The sequence below is a fragment of the Collinsella sp. AM34-10 genome (assembly GCF_003469185.1).
Taxonomy (GTDB): domain Bacteria; phylum Actinomycetota; class Coriobacteriia; order Coriobacteriales; family Coriobacteriaceae; genus Collinsella.
This window is the reverse complement of record NZ_QSIL01000009.1, coordinates 58,843-75,760: the sequence shown is the minus strand read 5'-3', so window position 1 is coordinate 75,760 and position 16,918 is coordinate 58,843. Positions and strand designations below refer to the sequence as shown.

At 56.3% G+C, this 16,918-nt stretch carries 16 protein-coding genes; 13 read left to right on the top strand and 3 right to left on the bottom strand.

All coding sequences use genetic code 11. From position 1 onward, the window contains the following. Nucleotides 1-45: 45 nt before the first annotated feature. The 8 genes from DW823_RS08825 (at nucleotide 46) to DW823_RS08790 (ending at nucleotide 8,543) form a co-directional block, all read left to right on the top strand. Nucleotides 46-888, top strand: coding sequence for a Cof-type HAD-IIB family hydrolase (locus DW823_RS08825; protein WP_118081846.1), 843 nt, complete (start codon nucleotides 46-48; stop codon nucleotides 886-888). Between the two features lie 64 nt (nucleotides 889-952). After that, on the top strand, nucleotides 953-1,612 hold the full coding sequence (locus DW823_RS08820; RefSeq protein ID WP_369831728.1) for an HAD family hydrolase: 660 nt from the start codon (nucleotides 953-955) through the stop codon (nucleotides 1,610-1,612). Between the two features lie 150 nt (nucleotides 1,613-1,762). Continuing rightward, complete coding sequence (locus DW823_RS08815) at nucleotides 1,763-2,506, top strand: GntR family transcriptional regulator (RefSeq protein WP_117786622.1); 744 nt, start codon at nucleotides 1,763-1,765, stop codon at nucleotides 2,504-2,506. A gap of 218 nt (nucleotides 2,507-2,724) precedes the next feature. Next, nucleotides 2,725-4,188 (top strand): YfcC family protein, encoded by a 1,464-nt coding sequence (locus DW823_RS08810; RefSeq protein ID WP_118081841.1) that lies wholly within the window; start codon nucleotides 2,725-2,727, stop codon nucleotides 4,186-4,188. A gap of 9 nt (nucleotides 4,189-4,197) precedes the next feature. After that, on the top strand, nucleotides 4,198-5,781 hold the full coding sequence (locus DW823_RS08805; protein WP_118081839.1) for an amidohydrolase: 1,584 nt from the start codon (nucleotides 4,198-4,200) through the stop codon (nucleotides 5,779-5,781). 1 nt (nucleotide 5,782) lies between these two features. Then, entirely contained in the window at nucleotides 5,783-6,634 is an 852-nt protein-coding gene (locus DW823_RS08800; protein WP_117745875.1) for a sugar phosphate isomerase/epimerase, read from the top strand. Between the two features lie 62 nt (nucleotides 6,635-6,696). Beyond that, complete coding sequence (locus tag DW823_RS08795) at nucleotides 6,697-7,665, top strand: SIS domain-containing protein (protein ID WP_022094440.1); 969 nt, start codon at nucleotides 6,697-6,699, stop codon at nucleotides 7,663-7,665. A 14-nt stretch (nucleotides 7,666-7,679) separates the two neighbouring features. After that, nucleotides 7,680-8,543, top strand: a complete 864-nt coding sequence (locus DW823_RS08790; RefSeq protein ID WP_006234359.1) for a PfkB family carbohydrate kinase — start codon at nucleotides 7,680-7,682, stop codon at nucleotides 8,541-8,543. A 279-nt stretch (nucleotides 8,544-8,822) separates the two neighbouring features. Here the strand turns inward: DW823_RS08790 and DW823_RS08785 are convergent, their stop codons facing one another. Then, entirely contained in the window at nucleotides 8,823-9,605 is a 783-nt protein-coding gene (locus tag DW823_RS08785) for a TatD family hydrolase (protein WP_118081837.1), read from the bottom strand. Between the two features lie 14 nt (nucleotides 9,606-9,619). Further along, nucleotides 9,620-10,417 carry a ThiF family adenylyltransferase gene (locus DW823_RS08780; protein ID WP_118081834.1) on the bottom strand — a complete coding sequence of 266 codons (798 nt, stop codon included), beginning with the start codon at nucleotides 10,415-10,417 and terminating at the stop codon, nucleotides 9,620-9,622. Between the two features lie 460 nt (nucleotides 10,418-10,877). Here DW823_RS08780 and DW823_RS08775 point away from each other — a divergent pair, with 460 nt between their 5' ends. The 5 genes from DW823_RS08775 (at nucleotide 10,878) to DW823_RS09740 (ending at nucleotide 15,495) form a co-directional block, all read left to right on the top strand. Next, nucleotides 10,878-11,156, top strand: a complete 279-nt coding sequence (locus DW823_RS08775; RefSeq protein WP_022094448.1) for an autorepressor SdpR family transcription factor — start codon at nucleotides 10,878-10,880, stop codon at nucleotides 11,154-11,156. Then, nucleotides 11,149-11,853 (top strand): SdpI family protein, encoded by a 705-nt coding sequence (locus DW823_RS08770; protein WP_118081830.1) that lies wholly within the window; start codon nucleotides 11,149-11,151, stop codon nucleotides 11,851-11,853. The genes DW823_RS08775 and DW823_RS08770 overlap by 8 nt, the downstream gene beginning before the upstream one ends. Before the next feature lie 184 nt (nucleotides 11,854-12,037). Next, complete coding sequence (ettA, locus tag DW823_RS08765; protein ID WP_055251458.1) at nucleotides 12,038-13,717, top strand: energy-dependent translational throttle protein EttA; 1,680 nt, start codon at nucleotides 12,038-12,040, stop codon at nucleotides 13,715-13,717. 280 nt (nucleotides 13,718-13,997) lie between these two features. Continuing rightward, nucleotides 13,998-15,125: a hypothetical protein gene (locus DW823_RS09745; RefSeq protein WP_147344724.1), complete on the top strand. Its 1,128-nt coding sequence runs from the start codon at nucleotides 13,998-14,000 to the stop codon at nucleotides 15,123-15,125. Between the two features lie 31 nt (nucleotides 15,126-15,156). Continuing rightward, on the top strand, nucleotides 15,157-15,495 hold the full coding sequence (locus tag DW823_RS09740; protein ID WP_148315848.1) for a hypothetical protein: 339 nt from the start codon (nucleotides 15,157-15,159) through the stop codon (nucleotides 15,493-15,495). 54 nt (nucleotides 15,496-15,549) lie between these two features. On the opposite strand, the gene DW823_RS08760 is transcribed toward DW823_RS09740, so the two are convergent. Then, a complete protein-coding gene (locus DW823_RS08760) occupies nucleotides 15,550-16,857 on the bottom strand; it encodes a hypothetical protein (RefSeq protein WP_055251462.1) in 1,308 nt (435 codons plus the stop codon). Between the last annotated feature and the right edge of the window lie 61 nt (nucleotides 16,858-16,918).

Sequence of the window (16,918 nt, the reverse complement as noted above, 5' to 3'; positions counted from 1 at the left end):
CTCGGATAAGATAGTGCGCGATAAAAACGATGCAAGGAGGCACATATGGCAATCAAAGCCATCGCAATGGATATCGACGGTACGCTCACCAACGATCAAAAGGTCATTAGCCCGCGTACGCGCGAGAAGCTGCTCGCGGCGCAGGAGTCGGGCATTAAGCTCATCTTGGCTTCGGGTCGTCCCGCATGGGGGCTGCACGCCTTGGCGCAGGAGCTCGACCTTCAAAACCATGACGGTCTGCTGGTTGCCTTCAACGGCGCGCATGTGGTCGATGCCCAGACCGATGAGGTGCTGTTCGACCAGGCGATGCCGGTCGATGAATTGCATCGCCTGATTGATCATCTGCGCAACTTTGATGTGATCCCCATGATTTCGCTCGGGCGTGACCTGCATGTAGAGGACTCGTATCGCTGCATGATTACGCTGCCGGACGGCTCGCAGAAGAACATCGTCAAGTATGAGCGCGATGCGTGCGACCTTAAGATCCGTGAGGTCGAGAGCTTGCATGAGGTCGTGGACGCTTATCCCGTGGACAAGCTGCTGACGGCGGGCGACCCGGCCTACCTACAGGCGCATTACGAGGAAATGTATGCGCCCTTTACCCAGACGCTTTCGGGCATGTTTACGGCCGACTGGTACTTTGAGTACACGGCGCCCTGCATCGATAAGGCTCGTGCGCTCGAGGGTGCCCTGCCCAAGCTCGGTATCGATGCCAGCGAGGTCGTCTCGTTTGGCGACGGCCAGAACGACAAGTCCATGATTGAGTGGGCCGGCACCGGTGTTGCCATGGACAACGCCGTCGATGAGGTTAAGGCCGTGGCCCAGATGGTGACCGCCAATAACAACGAAGATGGTATTGCAGTGGCGCTGGATAAGCTGCTGGGTTAGAATCGCCGATTAATGCATGGTTCGGGCGCCTGCTCGCGGGCGTCCTTTTGTTAGGGAGGGTGCCGTGTCCGCATTTCCGTTCGATGCCGTTATCTTTGACATGGACGGCGTCATTGTCGATACCGAGTATTACTACCTGGGCGAGACTGCCGCGTTTGCCAAGGAGCTTGGGCTTAATCTGACTCAAGAGGAGTTGAATGGGCAGGTCGGTACCTCGCATCAGTTCTTCCTGCATATGCTGGTCGATTGGTTTGAGCGTGCCGGTAAGGGGCATTTCACTGGCGAGGAAGCGTTGGCCCGTTGGGACGAATGGGCGCATAAGCGTCCGCGCGACTATCAGGCTTTGATTAACCCAGGCGCCGTGGATACGATTCGAGAGCTGCCGCGCCGTGGCGTTCGCGTGGCGCTTGCCAGCTCGTCTCCCATGGATAGCATCGAGGAAGTACTCAATGCGTGCGGGCTGGCGGATGCCTTTGAGTATGTTGTGAGCGGCGAGCAGTTTAAGGAGAGTAAGCCCGAGCCCGACATCTACCTGCATGCGCTTGACCTGCTGGGGCTGCCCGCGAATCGCTGCTGCTGCGTTGAGGATTCCGTTCCGGGCATTACCGCGGGTAAGCGAGCCGGCCTGACGGTCATTGCCAAGCGCGAGGAGCGCTTTGGCTTTAGCCAGGATGCCGCGGACAAGATTATCGACCAACTGCCGGAGCTGCTCACGCTTTCTTAGGAGCGTGGTAGTTGCGCGTTTTTCGGGTCTGATGAGTAAATGCCCGACATTTTGGTGCGACACCTAGCATACTTTATGCTAAAGCGGGCTCAAGGGCTTGTTGAATGCCCTTGAGCCCGCTTTAGACTTAATTGTGCTGGGAGAGGGTATATGCCACCGACTGAAGGGCTAACTGACGGTAAAGCAGCGATTCCGCTGTACCAACAGGTTATCGATATCATTAAAAACGAAATCAACTCCGGTGCCTACAAGGCGGGCGCGCGGATACCCAACGAATTTGAATTGGCTGAGAGCTATAAAGTTGGCCGCGTTACCGTGCGACGTGCTATTGAGGAGCTCGTCCAGCAGGGCTATCTAACGAAGCGACAGGGGAAAGGCACGTTTGTCAATGCCCCCAAGCTCAAGCGCAAGATTCGCCAGAAGGATGACGTCCAGAGTTTTTCGGACGCATGCCGCGTTAATGGAATGGAACCGGGGGCGCGCGTCATTTCGAGAAAGATACTGCCGGCGGATTCCACCGAAGCGCAGTTCTTTGGTGTTCCCGTTGGAACTGATTTGATTTGCGTTGAGCGTGTGCGTACTGCCGATGGAGTCCCCGTCATGCTCGAGAACAACATATACGTTTACGAGGACAACGCCTATCTATCAACAGCACCTCTATCTAACCAATCCATTTTTGAGTTCGTGCGCAACCGGACGGGGCGGACGCCTGCGTTTACCGACCCGTGCACGCTCGAGATCGCGTGCGCATCGCCCGAGGTCGCTCGGTTGCTGGCGGTTCCCGTTGGCGAACCCTTGTTTTATATGGAAGCCTTCTTTTTCGATGAGCAGCGACGGCCGTTTATCATCGGTCGTCAGCGGATCGTTGGGTCTCGCTACGTCTTTGACATCTAGGACATTGCGAATGGAGACGCCCGGTTGATCATCTCACCGGGCGTCTCCATACCGTTCACGGCGCGAACGCAACCGTTCAACCGCGTCGCGGCAATCAGTTTGAAATTATCTTGATGACGGGAAAAACTGCTGGTAATCTATGGAACGTCATAGAACGTTTGCCTTGCGCAGGCGTTGAAGCGAGATGCGATGCAGTCTCGAGTTCTTTGGAGGTATCTATGTCAGATACGAAGGCGAAGAAGACAAACAGACGTTTTAAGTTCAAATTACCGCATGTCTATACGATCATGTTCTTGCTGATCGTTGTCTTTGCGGTCCTGACTTGGATCGTTCCCTCTGGTCAGTATCAGCGCAAGACGATTTCGACAGCGGCGGGCGAGCGTGAAGTCGCCGTTGCTGGAACCTATGAACAGGTTGATAAGAACTACACCGATTCCGAGACCGGCGAGACCATCAATCTGGGCCAGGATATCTTTGCGGTCCTGCAAGCGCCTACTAAGGGCATCCAGGAGGCTGCCGACGTCGTTGCGTTCGTCTTATTGATTGGCGGATCGTTCGCAGTCATCACCAAGACCAACGCTTTGAATGCCGGCATGAGCCGTGTGATTAAAAAGCTCAAGAACAAGGACATCCTCATCATTCCCATCACGATGACGTTGCTGTCCATTTGCGGCACTACGTTTGGTATGTCTGAGGAAGCCCTGCCGTTCTATGCCATCTTCATTCCCATCATGATGGGTATCGGGTATGACTCGATGACGGCGTTTATCATCTGCTTCCTTGGTCCTAACCTGGGATATTGTGCTTCGACCATCGACCCGTTTAATGTTTTGATCGCCCAAGGCATCATTGGTATCGAGGGCAATCCTCAGCTGTGGCTGCGCGCCGTTTCTTGGGTCATCTTCACTGCCGTTGGTATCGCATGGGCCATGCGCTACGCCATGCGTGTCAAGAAAAATCCCGAGTCGTCCATTGTGTACGAGGACGATAAGCTCAAGCGTGTTGAGTTTTCCGTGACCGATGCCTCCATCGAGGAAGAGTTCACTACCCGTCAGAAGCTCGTGCTTATCGATTTTGCCTGCGGCATGGGCATTATCGTCTGGGGTCTTGTTACCCAGGGCTGGTACATGAATGAGATTTCCGCCGTGTTCCTTGGTATGGGCTTGCTTGCCGGTATCCTGGGCGGCCTTGACCAGCAGACGATCGCCGAGGAGTTCGTTAAAGGCATTGCCGACTTTGCGTATGCCGCTATCGTCATCGGCATCGCTCGCGGTATCTTGGTCATCGCAGAGGGTGGCATGATCATCGACACCATCCTCCAGGCGCTCGCTACTGCACTGGCCGGTGCACCTGCCGCCGTCTACACCACGTTTATGTATATCGTCCTTGGCCTGCTCTCTTTGCTGGTTCCCTCGAGCTCTGGACTTGCGGCGCTCACCATGCCCGTCATGGGTCCGCTGACCGAGCTTATGGGCCTCAATCCCGAAGCCGCCGTTACCGCGCTCCAGTTTGCTAATCAGACCATCAACACCATCAGTCCCGTGGCGGGCATGACGGTTGCCGGTCTTGCCGTGGCAAAGATCTCGTTTGGTCAATGGTGGAAGACCATTTGGAAGTTCTTCATTTTCATGGTCGTCTTTGGCCTGATCGTAACGGCAATCTCTGGCATGCTTCCGGCGTAGGTGGTTGTGATGTCTGATCGTTTGACGGTCCTGACGTCTAAGAGCGTCTTTACCGGTACGGGGGACCTGCCGTTTGAAGGTTTCGTAGCGGTCCGTGGCAATCGAATTGAGGCTGTTGGCACCAAGTGTGAGCTAGCTTCGTATTTGACCCAGGCGGACGAGGTAGTTGACCTGGGCGACCGCACCGTCATGCCTGGCCTGATCGATGTGCATACCTTCTATACAGGCTGGGCGCTGCGGACGTTGGGGCCTGATCTGTCCGGCATCGCTGATGCCAAAGAGGCCGTGTCGCTCTTGCGTGCATGGAAAGAAGATCGTCCGGATTGCGCGGCGGCTTTTGGCCACAACCTACCCGAAACGTTGGCATCGGATGCCGAGAACGCAAATACAGCAGCTGTGTTTGACGAGTGTTTTGGCGATATCCCCGTCGTCTGCTTTACACCGGGCGCGGATACCTGTGTTCTCAATGCTGCCGCCAGTGCGCGATACGGCTTCACACCCCAGGCGTGCTATGCCGAGAAGATCTGGCGCATGATGAGCGATTTCCTCGCGCTGCCCGAGGTGCGTGCAGGGTATTCGGACTACATGAGCATGCTTAACGAACGCGGCGTTACCGCCATCAAGGAGATGGCGTTTGATGACTACTACGGCTTTGCCGACGAAATGGCTCGCCGTGAGGAATCTGGTGAGCTGACGGTTCGCGTCTCTATGATGTCGCAGCCGGTGGGTGCCGGTGCAAATCTTGCATATGCCCGCGAGGCACGAGAGCGCTTCCGGGGACCGTTCGTTCGTTTTTCTGGCTTCAACCGTATGACCGATCGCGGCGTATGGGCGGGGCTTGCCGAGATGATAGAACCCTATGAGGACTCGGCCGATGCGGGCGCTGCCGGCAAGACGGTCGTCGAGGAGCCAGAGTGGGATCTGATTGAGAACGAGCTGCGTGCAATTGATGCTGACGGATTCCGATATTCCTTGCATTGCCAGGGCGATGGCGCCGTTCGTCGCACCGTGGCGCTCTATGCCTCGCTGCCTCGAGACGAGCATGGACGGATGCTTCGCCGCCATGCGATTACCGATCTCGAGAACTCTGACCCGACCGATCTTGTCGAGTTTGGCAAGTTAGGTGGAATTTGCGAGGTCTATCCGCAGATTCTGACGCTGGACCGACGCGAGGATTGCCTGTCGATGATGCGTCGACAAATTGGCGAGACGCGACTTTTGCACAGCTGGAATCGCCGCGGCATGGAAGATTCCGGATGCACAGTGTGCTGTGGAACGGATTTGCCGCTGCTGATTCCGAGCCTGGGCGAGTCAATCTACAGCGCGTGCGGCGGATTCTTCGCCGACGGACTGCCTGTGAATGAGGTCAACACGCTGACGCTTGTCGAGCTCTTGCGCGCTTGGACTGCCGGGGGCGCGTACGATCTGATGCGCGAAGACGAGCTGGGTACGCTCGAGGTCGGCAAGCTTGCCGATATCTGCGTGCTCGATCGGGATGTGTTTGACCTCGATTATCGCGACGCACGCGATCTTGCGGTTGATATGACGATGTCGGACGGACAAATCGTGTTCGATCGAAATAAGGAGGCATAAGATGTCTGAATCCAAACCGACGCTGCGCCGCGAGCAGATTGCGGGCATGAATATCCACTACATCATGTGGTCGCTCGATTACTTCCTTGATGTGCAGCAGCGTTTGGGCTTTGAGTCCATTGAGCTGTGGTGCGCAGAGCCGCATGTGACGCTCGACCATACGGGCTACTTTGAGGCTGAGGTCCTGGCGAAAAAGGCTGCAGACCGTGGGCTTAGGTATCGTACTCTGTGCCCCGAGAACGTTGTCTATCCTTGGCAGTACTGCGCACGCAAGCCGCTGCATGAACAGCGCAGTCTGGCGTACTTTAAACACGGCATTGAGCTTGCCGAGGTACTTGGGTGCGACCGTATGTCCATCAACTCGGGCTGGGGCGACTGGGACGAGGACCGCGAGGAAGCCTGGAAGCGCAGCCGCGAGCACTTGTCCATTCTGGCGGAGTATGCCGGCGAGCACGGTCTGGTGCTCACGATGGAAAGCCTGCGTCCCGAGGAGAGCAACCTTGTGACGACGGTTTCCGATGCGAAGCGCATGATTGACGAGGTCGCGAGCCCGTACTTACAGCCCATGGTTGATACAACCGCGATGGGCGTTGCAGGCGAGACGCTCGAGGACTGGTTTGCCGCCTTTGGTGATGGGGCAATTCACGAGATGCACTTTATCGACGGTGACCCGTATGGCCATCTGGTGTGGGGCGATGGCAAGCACGATATGGACGCCTTCGTTGCCACACTCAACGCCCATGGTTTCGACGGCATGCTGGGCCAGGAAATCACGGACGGTCGTTACTACGATGACCCGGCGGCGGCTGATGCCAAGAACATGGCCGCATTCGAGAAATATCTGATTGACTAAAACAACTATCGGCCACGCAACCAACGTCATTGATTGCGGCCCAAACAAGAAAGGAACTGGATATGAACGCACACGATCTGATCAAAGAGGCAATTGCCGAGAAGGGCAAGTTCGACAGCGTCTACTGGATTGCTTGTGGTGGCTCCATGATCGATTTGATCCCGGCTCACGAGCTTCTGCAGCGCGAGGCAACCACCTTCACTTCGTATATCTATACGGCTCGCGAGTTCGATATCATGCGTCCGCGTCGTCTGGGCGAGAAGTCCCTGGTCATTGCTTGCAGCCACAGTGGCAACACCCCCGAGGTCGTTGAGGGCTGCGAGATTGCCCTTGCCGCCGGCGCTACGGTGATCGCCCAGACCGACAACGCTGGATCTAAGATCGACTCCGGCAAGTGGACCACGTGGGTCTACCCATGGGGCGAGGGCGTGCCGCAGGCTGAGGTCCCCGCTGGCATTTCGCTGTCGCTTGCGGCCGAGCTGCTCGATCAGCAGGAGGGCTACGCCGATCTTGCCGATATGTATGCCGGTATCGCCGAGATGGATAAGATTCTTCCCCCGGCACGTGAGAAGGTAAATGCCGAGCTGGGCGATCGTTTTGCCAAGCTTTGCCAGGAGCACGAGTTCTTCTATATTCTGGGCAGCGGTCCCAACTTTAGCCAGACCTACGGTTTCGCTATCTGCTCTCTTATGGAGATGCAGTGGCAGCACTGCAGCTACATCCACTCTGCCGAGTACTTCCATGGCCCCTTCGAGGCTACTCAGGATGGCGTTTTTTACTTCCTGCAGATGGGCTCCAGCGAGTGCCGTGCTATGGACGAGCGCGCCCTGGCGTTCCTTAAGACGCATACCGATACGCTGATGGTGCTCGATGCCAAGGAGTACGGTATGGAAGCCGTGCCGGCGAGCGTCCGTGCCTATCTGGACCCGGTGCTGTTCTACGCCATGAACTGCGAGCTGCGTGCCGCACGCGGCAAGGTGTTTGATCACGATCCCGATTTCCGTCGCTATATGGGTGTTGTCGAGTACTAGAAGGGGCAAAGGCCATGGCATTTAACGTTAACGCGCTCGGATTTGGCGACAACGTCGTCGATCGCTACGAGCATATCCACACCATGTATCCCGGCGGCAATGCGGTGAACTTCGCCGTTTATGCCAAGAAATGCGGTGCCGCACGCTCCGCATACATGGGCATTTTTGGCAATGATGCCGCTGCCGAGCATGTCATTGCAAGCCTCGAGGATGAGGGTATCGAGCTTGACAAGTGCGAGCAGATGATTGGCGAGAACGGAGCGGCTCGCGTGACCGTCGTTGACGGTGACCGTGTCTTCCTTGGCTCCAACGAGGGCGGTATCCGTGGCGATGCGCGCTATGTCCTCGATCGCTTTGACCTTGCGTACATGAAGCAGTTCGATGTGGTTCATTCGGGCAACTATTGCTTTACCGAGCGCGAGCTGCCCAAGTTGAAGGCTGCGGGCGTCACGGTCTCTTTTGACTTTTCGGATGACTCCACCGACGAGTACTACGAGCAGATTGCACCCTACGTCGATTTTGCCTTCTTTAGTGCGGCGGATGCCGCGAGTGAGGACGAGATTCGCGAGCGTCTGGCATGGGTGAAGGGCCTGGGTCCGCGTTTTGTGTCGGCTACGGCGGGTGCCGAGGGCTGCATTGCTTACGACGGCGAGCGTTATTACCGCCAGCTGGCTAAACCGGTAACGGACATGAAGGACACCATGGGAGCGGGCGACTCGTTCCTCACTTCGTTTTTGATGTGCTATCTCGATTCCGCCAAGCGTGGAGAGGATGGCGCCGAGGCTATCGAGCGCGCGCTCGACTTTGCTGCCGGGTTTGCCTCGACCGTGTGCGGCATGGAAGGTTCTTGGGGCCACGGAGCACCAATCGTCGAATAGCCGAGCGGTCCCGGGGAGGTGCAGGATCCTCCCCGGGACCTCGTGTGCAAAAAATGCCAAATATGAGTACTGTGACTAATTTAGTCGCAGCAAAATCAACCCCTTCAGACGTGATTTGAGCGTCTGGAGGGGTTTAAGATTTGCGAAAACGCAGGATGAATGACTGTAAAAGCTTTAATTAGCGGACAATCGAGGATTATTCTGGCGGTTGGAAAGTTAAAAGAAATGTATCCATTCCGGTAGCAGTACTCATATTTGGCATTTTTTGCACACCAGGGGTTAGCGAAGGTCAAAAAAAGAGCGCGCATTTGTTAAAACTATCGACTCGATGCGCTTTGCGTCGCAGTTTTTGAGCGAGGTGATGCGTTCTGAGGTCCTTGTGAGCGACCTGATGAGCGACTGCGCGCTTGTTTCTGTGTTTGGCTCGGCCGGCGCATCGGTCTCGAGCAGTAGGCGGTCGAGTGGAATCTGTCGTGCGTATTCGCGACCGCGCTTGGTCGCGAGCATGCGTTCGTTGACGGAAAAATAGCAGCCCGCATTACGCGCGCGGGTGAGTTCGTCCGAAGTGCCGCTAAACCAGTGGAAGATGATAGCGGGGGAGTCGGGGTTTGGGATGAGTAGTCCATGCGATTCGAGGACGTCCAGTACGGCTCCTGCCGAACGAACGGCGTGAATTGATATCACGCGCCCGGTAAGAGGATGCTGCACGAGCGCATCGCAGAGCCGGTTAAGTGCCTGTATTTGTAGCGGCTCACTTCCAGCAAAGCGCGCGGAAAAGTCGAGTCCGACTTCGCCGATGTAGCGTTCTTGGGCAGCAACTTCGCAAAGCAGATTGACTTCGGCAAAACCGCAGTGGCCATCGGCGAGCCACCAGGGGTGAAGCCCAACGCCGGCGATGATGCCCGGGTGGCGACGAGCGCGCTCGTTTGCGGCCGAAAAGTCGCGTGGATCGACGCCGCAATCAAATAGACCCAAGCCCAGCGCCGTTGCCTCATCGGCAACGGCGTCCGGGTGAGCCATTAAATCAAGATGGCAGTGTGCATCAAATAACCGGGGCTCCATCTCGGCGCGCTCCGCTAGTCCAAGCGCTGGCCATCGGCGCGCACGCGCTCGGTGCCGCGGCCACTGATCTGGCGGATAACCTCGCCGGCAATCATCTGGCCCATGATGGGCGGCATAAAGCTGGCGGTTCCGAGCTCGGTGCGCTCGTGGATATTGGAAGGGTCGCGGGGCTGTGTCTTAACCGATTCCTCGCAGCTAAACAGTACATGCAGACTCTTGATTCCGCGCTTCTTGCATTCTTTGCGCATGATGCGGCTCATGGGGTCACGTACCGTATCGAAAATGTCGGCAAAGCGGAGGCACTCGGGATGGAGCTTGTTGGCCCCGCCCATGGAGCTAACCAAACGAATGTCGTGGTCCTGAGCATATTTGGCAATGGTGAGCTTGGCCGAGATGGTGTCGATGGCGTCGACGACGTAGTCGAGCTTGCCGTCCGTCTGCTCCAAAACGCTCGCGAAGAACTCGTCGATATTGTCGCTCAACAGGTATTCGGTGCGCTTGATGACGGTAGCGGCTGGATTGATGTCGTGGATCATGGCTTCCATAACATCGACCTTGCGCTTGCCGATGGTGCTTTGAAAGGCGATGGCCTGGCGATTGATATTGCTGGGCGCGATGATGTCCTTATCCAGAATGACGAAATGACCAATGCCGCCGCGGGCAAGTGCCTCGCAGCAATTGGAGCCCACACCTCCGCAGCCGAGCACCAGCACCGTGGCGGCGGCGAGTTTGTCGAGTGCCTCGCGGCCCATGATGATCTCGAGCTTGGTGTCGCGTGTCTCGTTGGGGGTTGCGGCTGTGGTTTCGGTCATAGACATCCTCCGATGGGGAAGCGAATCGTGTTTTAGCTATCGTCATTATAGGTATTATCGCGATTCCATTTGAGCCCTAGGGGCTTGTTGAAATGAGGCAGTGATTCGCATAAGATGAAGCAGATGGCACCCGTTGCCGCGGGTTGGCCAACTCCCAAACACGTTTGTAGCGTGAGAAGTGGCCGTCTTCGCATTACGCGGGGGCGGCTATTTCATTCGACCTCCAATGTGGATGCCGAGCTCCACAGCCGCGATTACAAGCAATAACAACGTCAGGACATCGTCAATACTCATAGTCCATCTCCTTCTCGGGTAGAGGGAGCTGGCCCATCTGCTTCAACTTCCATTGTAGCTAAATACGAACGAATGTTCTATAGATGTTCCTGTATTAGATAGTTAGATAAACATCTAAATATCGAGTATAGTGTGCGCGTCATGAGAGATGATGAAAGGGGGTCTTATGCCGGGAGAGGGTTTTAAGGCGCTTGCCGATCCAACGCGACGGCGCATTTTGGAGTTGCTGCGCGAGGGCAATTGCACGGCGGGGGAGCTTGCCGAGCATTTCGATATCAGTAAGCCGTCGCTGAGCCATCACTTGGCGACGCTCAAAAACGCCGGGTTGGTAACCGACGAACGTCATGGTCAAAACATCGTATACAGCTTAAACACTACCGTCATGCAGGACTTGATCGGTTGGTTTATGGGCTTTACAAACACGGAAGGTGATAAGGATGAATAACGAAAACAAGGGCATTCACCCCACGGGGGTATCGTCGCGCGTGTGGATTGCGCTGGTCGCTCTGTGCGTCGCCAATGTCGTAGCGCATCTCATGGTGATGCCGAGCTTGCCTGGGCAGATTCCCACGCACTGGGGCGCGAACGGCGCCGTCGACGGTTGGGGTCCCAGCTGGATGGCCTCCGCGCTCGGCGTGCTGCCTCTGCTGCTTCTCGCAATGTTCTGCGTGGTGCCGCGCATCGATCCCAAAGGCGAGGCATATCGAACCTCGGGCAAGTTCTATCAGGGCTTCGTAATCGCCTTCACCTTGTTCATGTGCGCCATAAGCTGGCTGGGAGAGCTTACGGTCTGGGGCGTGGTGCCGGCGGTCGGTTCGGTTAACGTGCTGATTTCCGGTGTTGTCGGTTTGCTGTTCATCGGCGTAGGCAACTACTTGCCGCGTGTGAAGCAGAACTATACGCTCGGTATCAAGACACCTTGGGCGCTTGCCGATCCCGAGAACTGGCGCCGTACGCAGCGTTTTGGCGGCGCCTGCTTTATGGTGCTGGGTATTGGCCTGATTGTGATGGGCGTGGCAGGCAGCGTGCTTTCGAGTGAAGTCGTCGCCGCGGTGATTGCGGTTCTGGCGTTTGGTTCGGTTGGAGCCGTCTACGTCTACTCGTATCTGTTGTGGCGTAAATCGCAGCGAGCCGTTCGCTAAGGTTGCGGAAAACTAGCGTACGCAGTTCATAGTATGTTCCGGGGGACTTTTCCCAGGTAGTATTAGGGGGTGTGGGCAACCATGCCCCTTTTTCGTTAAGTTTCAGAGCTGGTTTTCTCATTTCGTTTCCACTAAAGCGAATCAAGAATAGGGAAACAGCAGGTAGAAAGGATAGGACAGACATATGGCGGAGTTTATCTACCAGATGTATCAGGCTCGCAAGGCCCATGGCGACAAGGTAATCCTTGACGACGTGACCCTGAGCTTCTACCCCGGTGCCAAGATCGGCGTCGTGGGTCCCAACGGCATGGGCAAGTCGACCCTGCTCAAGATCATGGCCGGCATTGAGGAGGTCTCCAACGGCGATGCCAGGCTCACCCCCGGCTACACCGTGGGTATCCTGCAACAGGAGCCGCCGCTCGACGACGACAAGACCGTCATCGAGAACGTGCGCATGGCGTTTGGCGACATGATTGCCAAGGTCGATCGCTTCAACAAGATCGGCGAGGAGATGTGCGACCCGGACTGCGACATGGACGCCCTCATGGCCGAGATGGGCAAGCTCCAGGACGAGATCGACGCCGCTGATGGCTGGGATATCGATTCCAAGCTCGGCCAGGCCATGGACGCCCTGCAGCTGCCCGATTCCGACATGCCGGTCAACGTGCTTTCCGGCGGCGAGCGCCGTCGCGTGGCCCTGTGCAAGCTGCTGCTCGAGGCTCCCGACCTGCTGCTGCTTGACGAGCCCACAAACCACCTAGACGCTGAGTCGATCCTGTGGCTCGAGCACTTCCTTCACAACTACCAGGGCGCGGTGCTTGCCGTCACGCACGATCGCTACTTCCTGGATAACGTTGCCGAGTGGATCTGCGAGGTCGACCGCGGTCACCTTTATCCCTACAAGGGCAACTACTCCACGTATCTGGAGACCAAGGCCGCCCGTATCGAGGCGCAGGGCAACCGCGACGCCAAGCTCGCCAAGCGCATGGAGGCCGAGCTCGAGTGGGTACGCAGCTCGCCCAAGGCTCGCCAGGCCAAGAACAAGGCTCGTCTGGCTCGCTACGAGGAGATGGAGGCCGAGGCCCGCGCAAGCCAGAAGCTCGACTGGACCGATATCCGCATTCCCGTTGGACCGCGTTTGGGTAACAAGGTGCTCGAGGCCCATCACCTGCACAAGGAATTCGACGGTCGCGTGCTCATCGACGACCTTTCGTTCACCCTGCCGCGTAACGGCATCGTGGGCGTCATCGGCCCCAACGGTGTCGGCAAGACCACGCTCTTCAAGACCATCGTGGGTTTGGAGCCGCTGACTTCGGGCGAGCTCGAGGTGGGCGAGACCGTCAAGATTTCTTACGTCGACCAGAACCGTTCCGGCATCGACCCCGATAAGAACCTATGGGAGGTCGTCTCGGACGGCCTGGACCACATGATGGTCGGCGAGACCGAGGTTCCGAGCCGCGCGTACGTGGCGAGCTTTGGCTTTAAGGGCCAGGACCAGCAGAAGCGCGCCGGCGTACTCTCCGGTGGCGAGCGCAACCGTCTGAACTTGGCGCTCACGCTCAAGCAGGGCGGCAACCTGCTGCTCCTCGACGAGCCCACGAACGACCTCGACGTCGAGACGCTGTCCTCGCTCGAAGCGGCGCTGCTCGAGTTCCCGGGCTGCTCGGTGGTCATTAGCCACGACCGTATGTTCCTGGACCGCGTCGCCACGCACATCCTGGCGTGGGAGGGCACCGACGAGAATCCGGGCAACTGGTATTGGTTCGAGGGCAACTTCGAGGCCTATCAGGCCAACCGTATCGAGCGCCTGGGCGAGGACGCAGCCCAGCCGCATCGTATTCACCGCAAACTGACGCGTGACTAGTAGCAAGTAGAAAGGCCGCCAGCAAGGGCGGCCTTTCTTGTAGCAATTGCACTGCAGCTATGCCCTGGCTGCTGGTTTGATTCATAATCAAAGTCATCTCTTTGGGATTAAAGCCCGTTTTTGCTATGAGTGATTTTCTAATTCCGTTTAAAACGTAAAGACGTATTGGGTTACAAGGACATAAGCAAATCGAATTGAAATATAACCAGTGCTGTAACGTTACAAAAAAGGTTATAGAATAGGAGTATCTTATAAGTCGCTCCTCTAGAAAGAAGAACATATGCTTTCGCGTCGTCGTTTTCTGCAACTTGTCGCGTCTTCAATTGTCGCCTTAGCCGCACGTCCGAAAGAGGTTTTTGCTTCGACGGGCAATATTGATGGTGAGCAGATACAATTTACTTCAGAAATTGCGCAAGAGCTTGCCGATAAATATATAAAGGGACTCCTCGGCTCTTCGTATACGCCTTCTGACCCTATTCCTTTTGTAGACGTTGATGGGTCCCCGCTTGGCTACATTGTTCCGGTTGTGACATTCAATAGAGCCGCGGGCTATTTGGTTTTAGATGCTTCAGATGATGAAATACTTACGGGATATCGTTTTGGAGACGGCTTAGTCAGCCCTATGGATCGGGGAGGAGATCTTGGTGTTGAGTCTTATTCTTTCAATAACCCAGTCGTAATGATCAATCCATTCGAATTCGGTGTGCAATCTTTGGACGGTTCAATAACAACAAATTGCGGAAGAACAATCCCGGCTGTTTCCATAGAAGGACGGCCTGTCGTTTTATCGAATAAACCTTCAAGCTGGAACGATGTCGTAATTTACGCAACTCAAATGCAGGATTACACAGTATCTGGATTTCGTTCCATTTCTCAGTTTATGTCATATGATGAAAGCGAGATTAAGAGGCTTACTGCCCACTATGCTTGTATGGTGACCGCTTTTTCGAACGTTGCGGAACTGTATGGCATTGCCAATTTATATAGCGACCCTTCGCAATATATGCAGATATGGAATTACACCAATACCCATGCTCTTTCCGCTGAAGAACAGACTGTTCCCGGCGTTGTTTTGGGCGGAACGCCGATATCAACCTGTGCAACGGGGTTTACAAATTACTGCGCAAGCAGAGGAAGTGCTCTTATCGCCCGCACTGTCTCCTCTCCGGCTATCGCGAGCATTCAAAATGAGATTAACTCTAATAGACCGAATGTTTTACATGCGAGTTTGTACAACGGATCAGCCCATTCTGTAACAGCGGAGGCTTACGCCACACTTACTGGTAAGAAAACTGGAGAGACAAGGCAGATGATTGGCATAGCGGACGGCTGGAATTCATCTTTATCCTTCCTGAAGTATGATCAGAGCTATTATGCGTGGACTTATGGAACGACTTTTTCGAAGTAGGGCGATTCGTCTAGCTCTGTCTTTGGTGCTGATGGCTTCATTGGTGGGCTGTTCAACAAAGGAAGAGATATCGCGCGGAGGTTCCGGAGAAGTGACTGCGACAGACTCAGGTTCATTAGAAATAGCTGGCGGGCATGCCGATGTGATGTTACAAGGAAAAGGCGTGCTTAGGTCGATTGATGCTGGAGACGCTGTCTGCTCAATAGAGGATTTGAAGACAGGTGAAACTGCATCGTACCGAGTTTCAGATAATGCTGCGAATATGATTGAGTCGATACCGACCGGAGCGCAGGTTTCTTTTAGATACTTTGCTCCGCAACTTGAGGATGAGCTTGCTTCTCTGGTGTCTATATGCGCCGATGACAACTAAAAGGCCTGAATTCAAACGGCCTCGGATGGTCAATTGGCTATCCGAGGCCGTTTTTTACTCGACCGGGGCTTCGACCTTGTCGATGGCCCAGGTGGCTCCGAGGCCGCCGGTGGTGTTGCGGCGAATGCGTACGGTGACTTCGTGGCGTTTGCCGGCCTGTGTGTAGCGCAGGGGGAAGCACGCGCGGTTACGGCCGGCCTCGATGGTACCGCGCTCGCGAGCGATCCAGTAGTACTCGCCGACGATGCCGAGGGTGTCAGCGCCGTAGGGGAGATAAGTCGACAGCTGGTGCAGCAGCGGGCTAGGGCAGAAGACCTCGGTCGCGAAATCGATGGGGAAGTCCCCGGGGATGGTCGGTGCTGCGGGAGCGGGGGCCGGTGCTGAATTGGGGACCGGAGTCGGTGCAGGTGTGGGAGCCTGGTCACAGGCGGGTGCGGATGCGGACTCAATGACAGGTGCAGACTCAGATGCCGCTTCTGGCTTAGCTATGGAATCTGTCGGTTCCACGGAGATGGACGTGTCTTCGGTCCCGGTTTTGGCATCGGCCTGCGGAGTGTCCTCTGCCTCGACGTTCGGCTTGGCCTCGACCGGCGTGGATACCATGGTGGTGATGCCGGCGTTGGCGTTCTCGGGGTCGTAGACAACCGTGAGCGAGATGGCAGGCTGGGGCGCCTCGGGCTCCGGTGTTGCCTCGGCAGCATCTTGATCCGCGAGCTCGTCGGACTGATTGTCCTCGGTGTTGTCGCCAAAGACATCGTGGTTCTGGAACACGGGCGCCTCGGGCTGGCCAGCCGCCTCTTCGGTTGTCGACTTGGATGCCTCGTTGAGCTCCACAGCGGCTTCCTGCTCTGGCATGACTTCGGGATCGGTCATGGCGGCGATTTCGGTTTCGGCTTCTGCTGCCACCTCAATAGCGACTTCGATCTCTGTCTCGGGCTCGGGCTCCGGCACAGCTTCAACCGCGGCTTCTGGTTCGGGACGCTTAACGTGCTTGGGGCGCACAGCCTTGAGGTCCTTCTCACCGCGCTTTTTCTTTTTGTAGGACTGCTTAGCGCCCTTGGCGGTCTTGGGCTTGTCCTCGCCCTTGGCAAGGGCGGCATCCCAGGCCTCGTTGGCGATGACGGTGGCATACAGGCGACCGCCCTTAAAGACGGTCAGCTTAATGCAGTCGTCAAGCTCTTCGAGCAGCTCGCGCGTGGATTCGAAGCCCAGGTCATAAGCGGTCATGTCGCCAGCGGCGAGCGCCTCTTCGACCTGCGTCATAAACGTTTGCTTGCCGCATCCAATCGCATCGCGCAGCAGGCGATACAGATAGATGTGGTTGCCCAGTGAAAGCGTGGGCCTAACTATTGTCTTGCTCATGGCAAATCTCCTCTTTACACATGTAAAGCATCTTACCATCGCATGGCGCTCGCCATGGCGG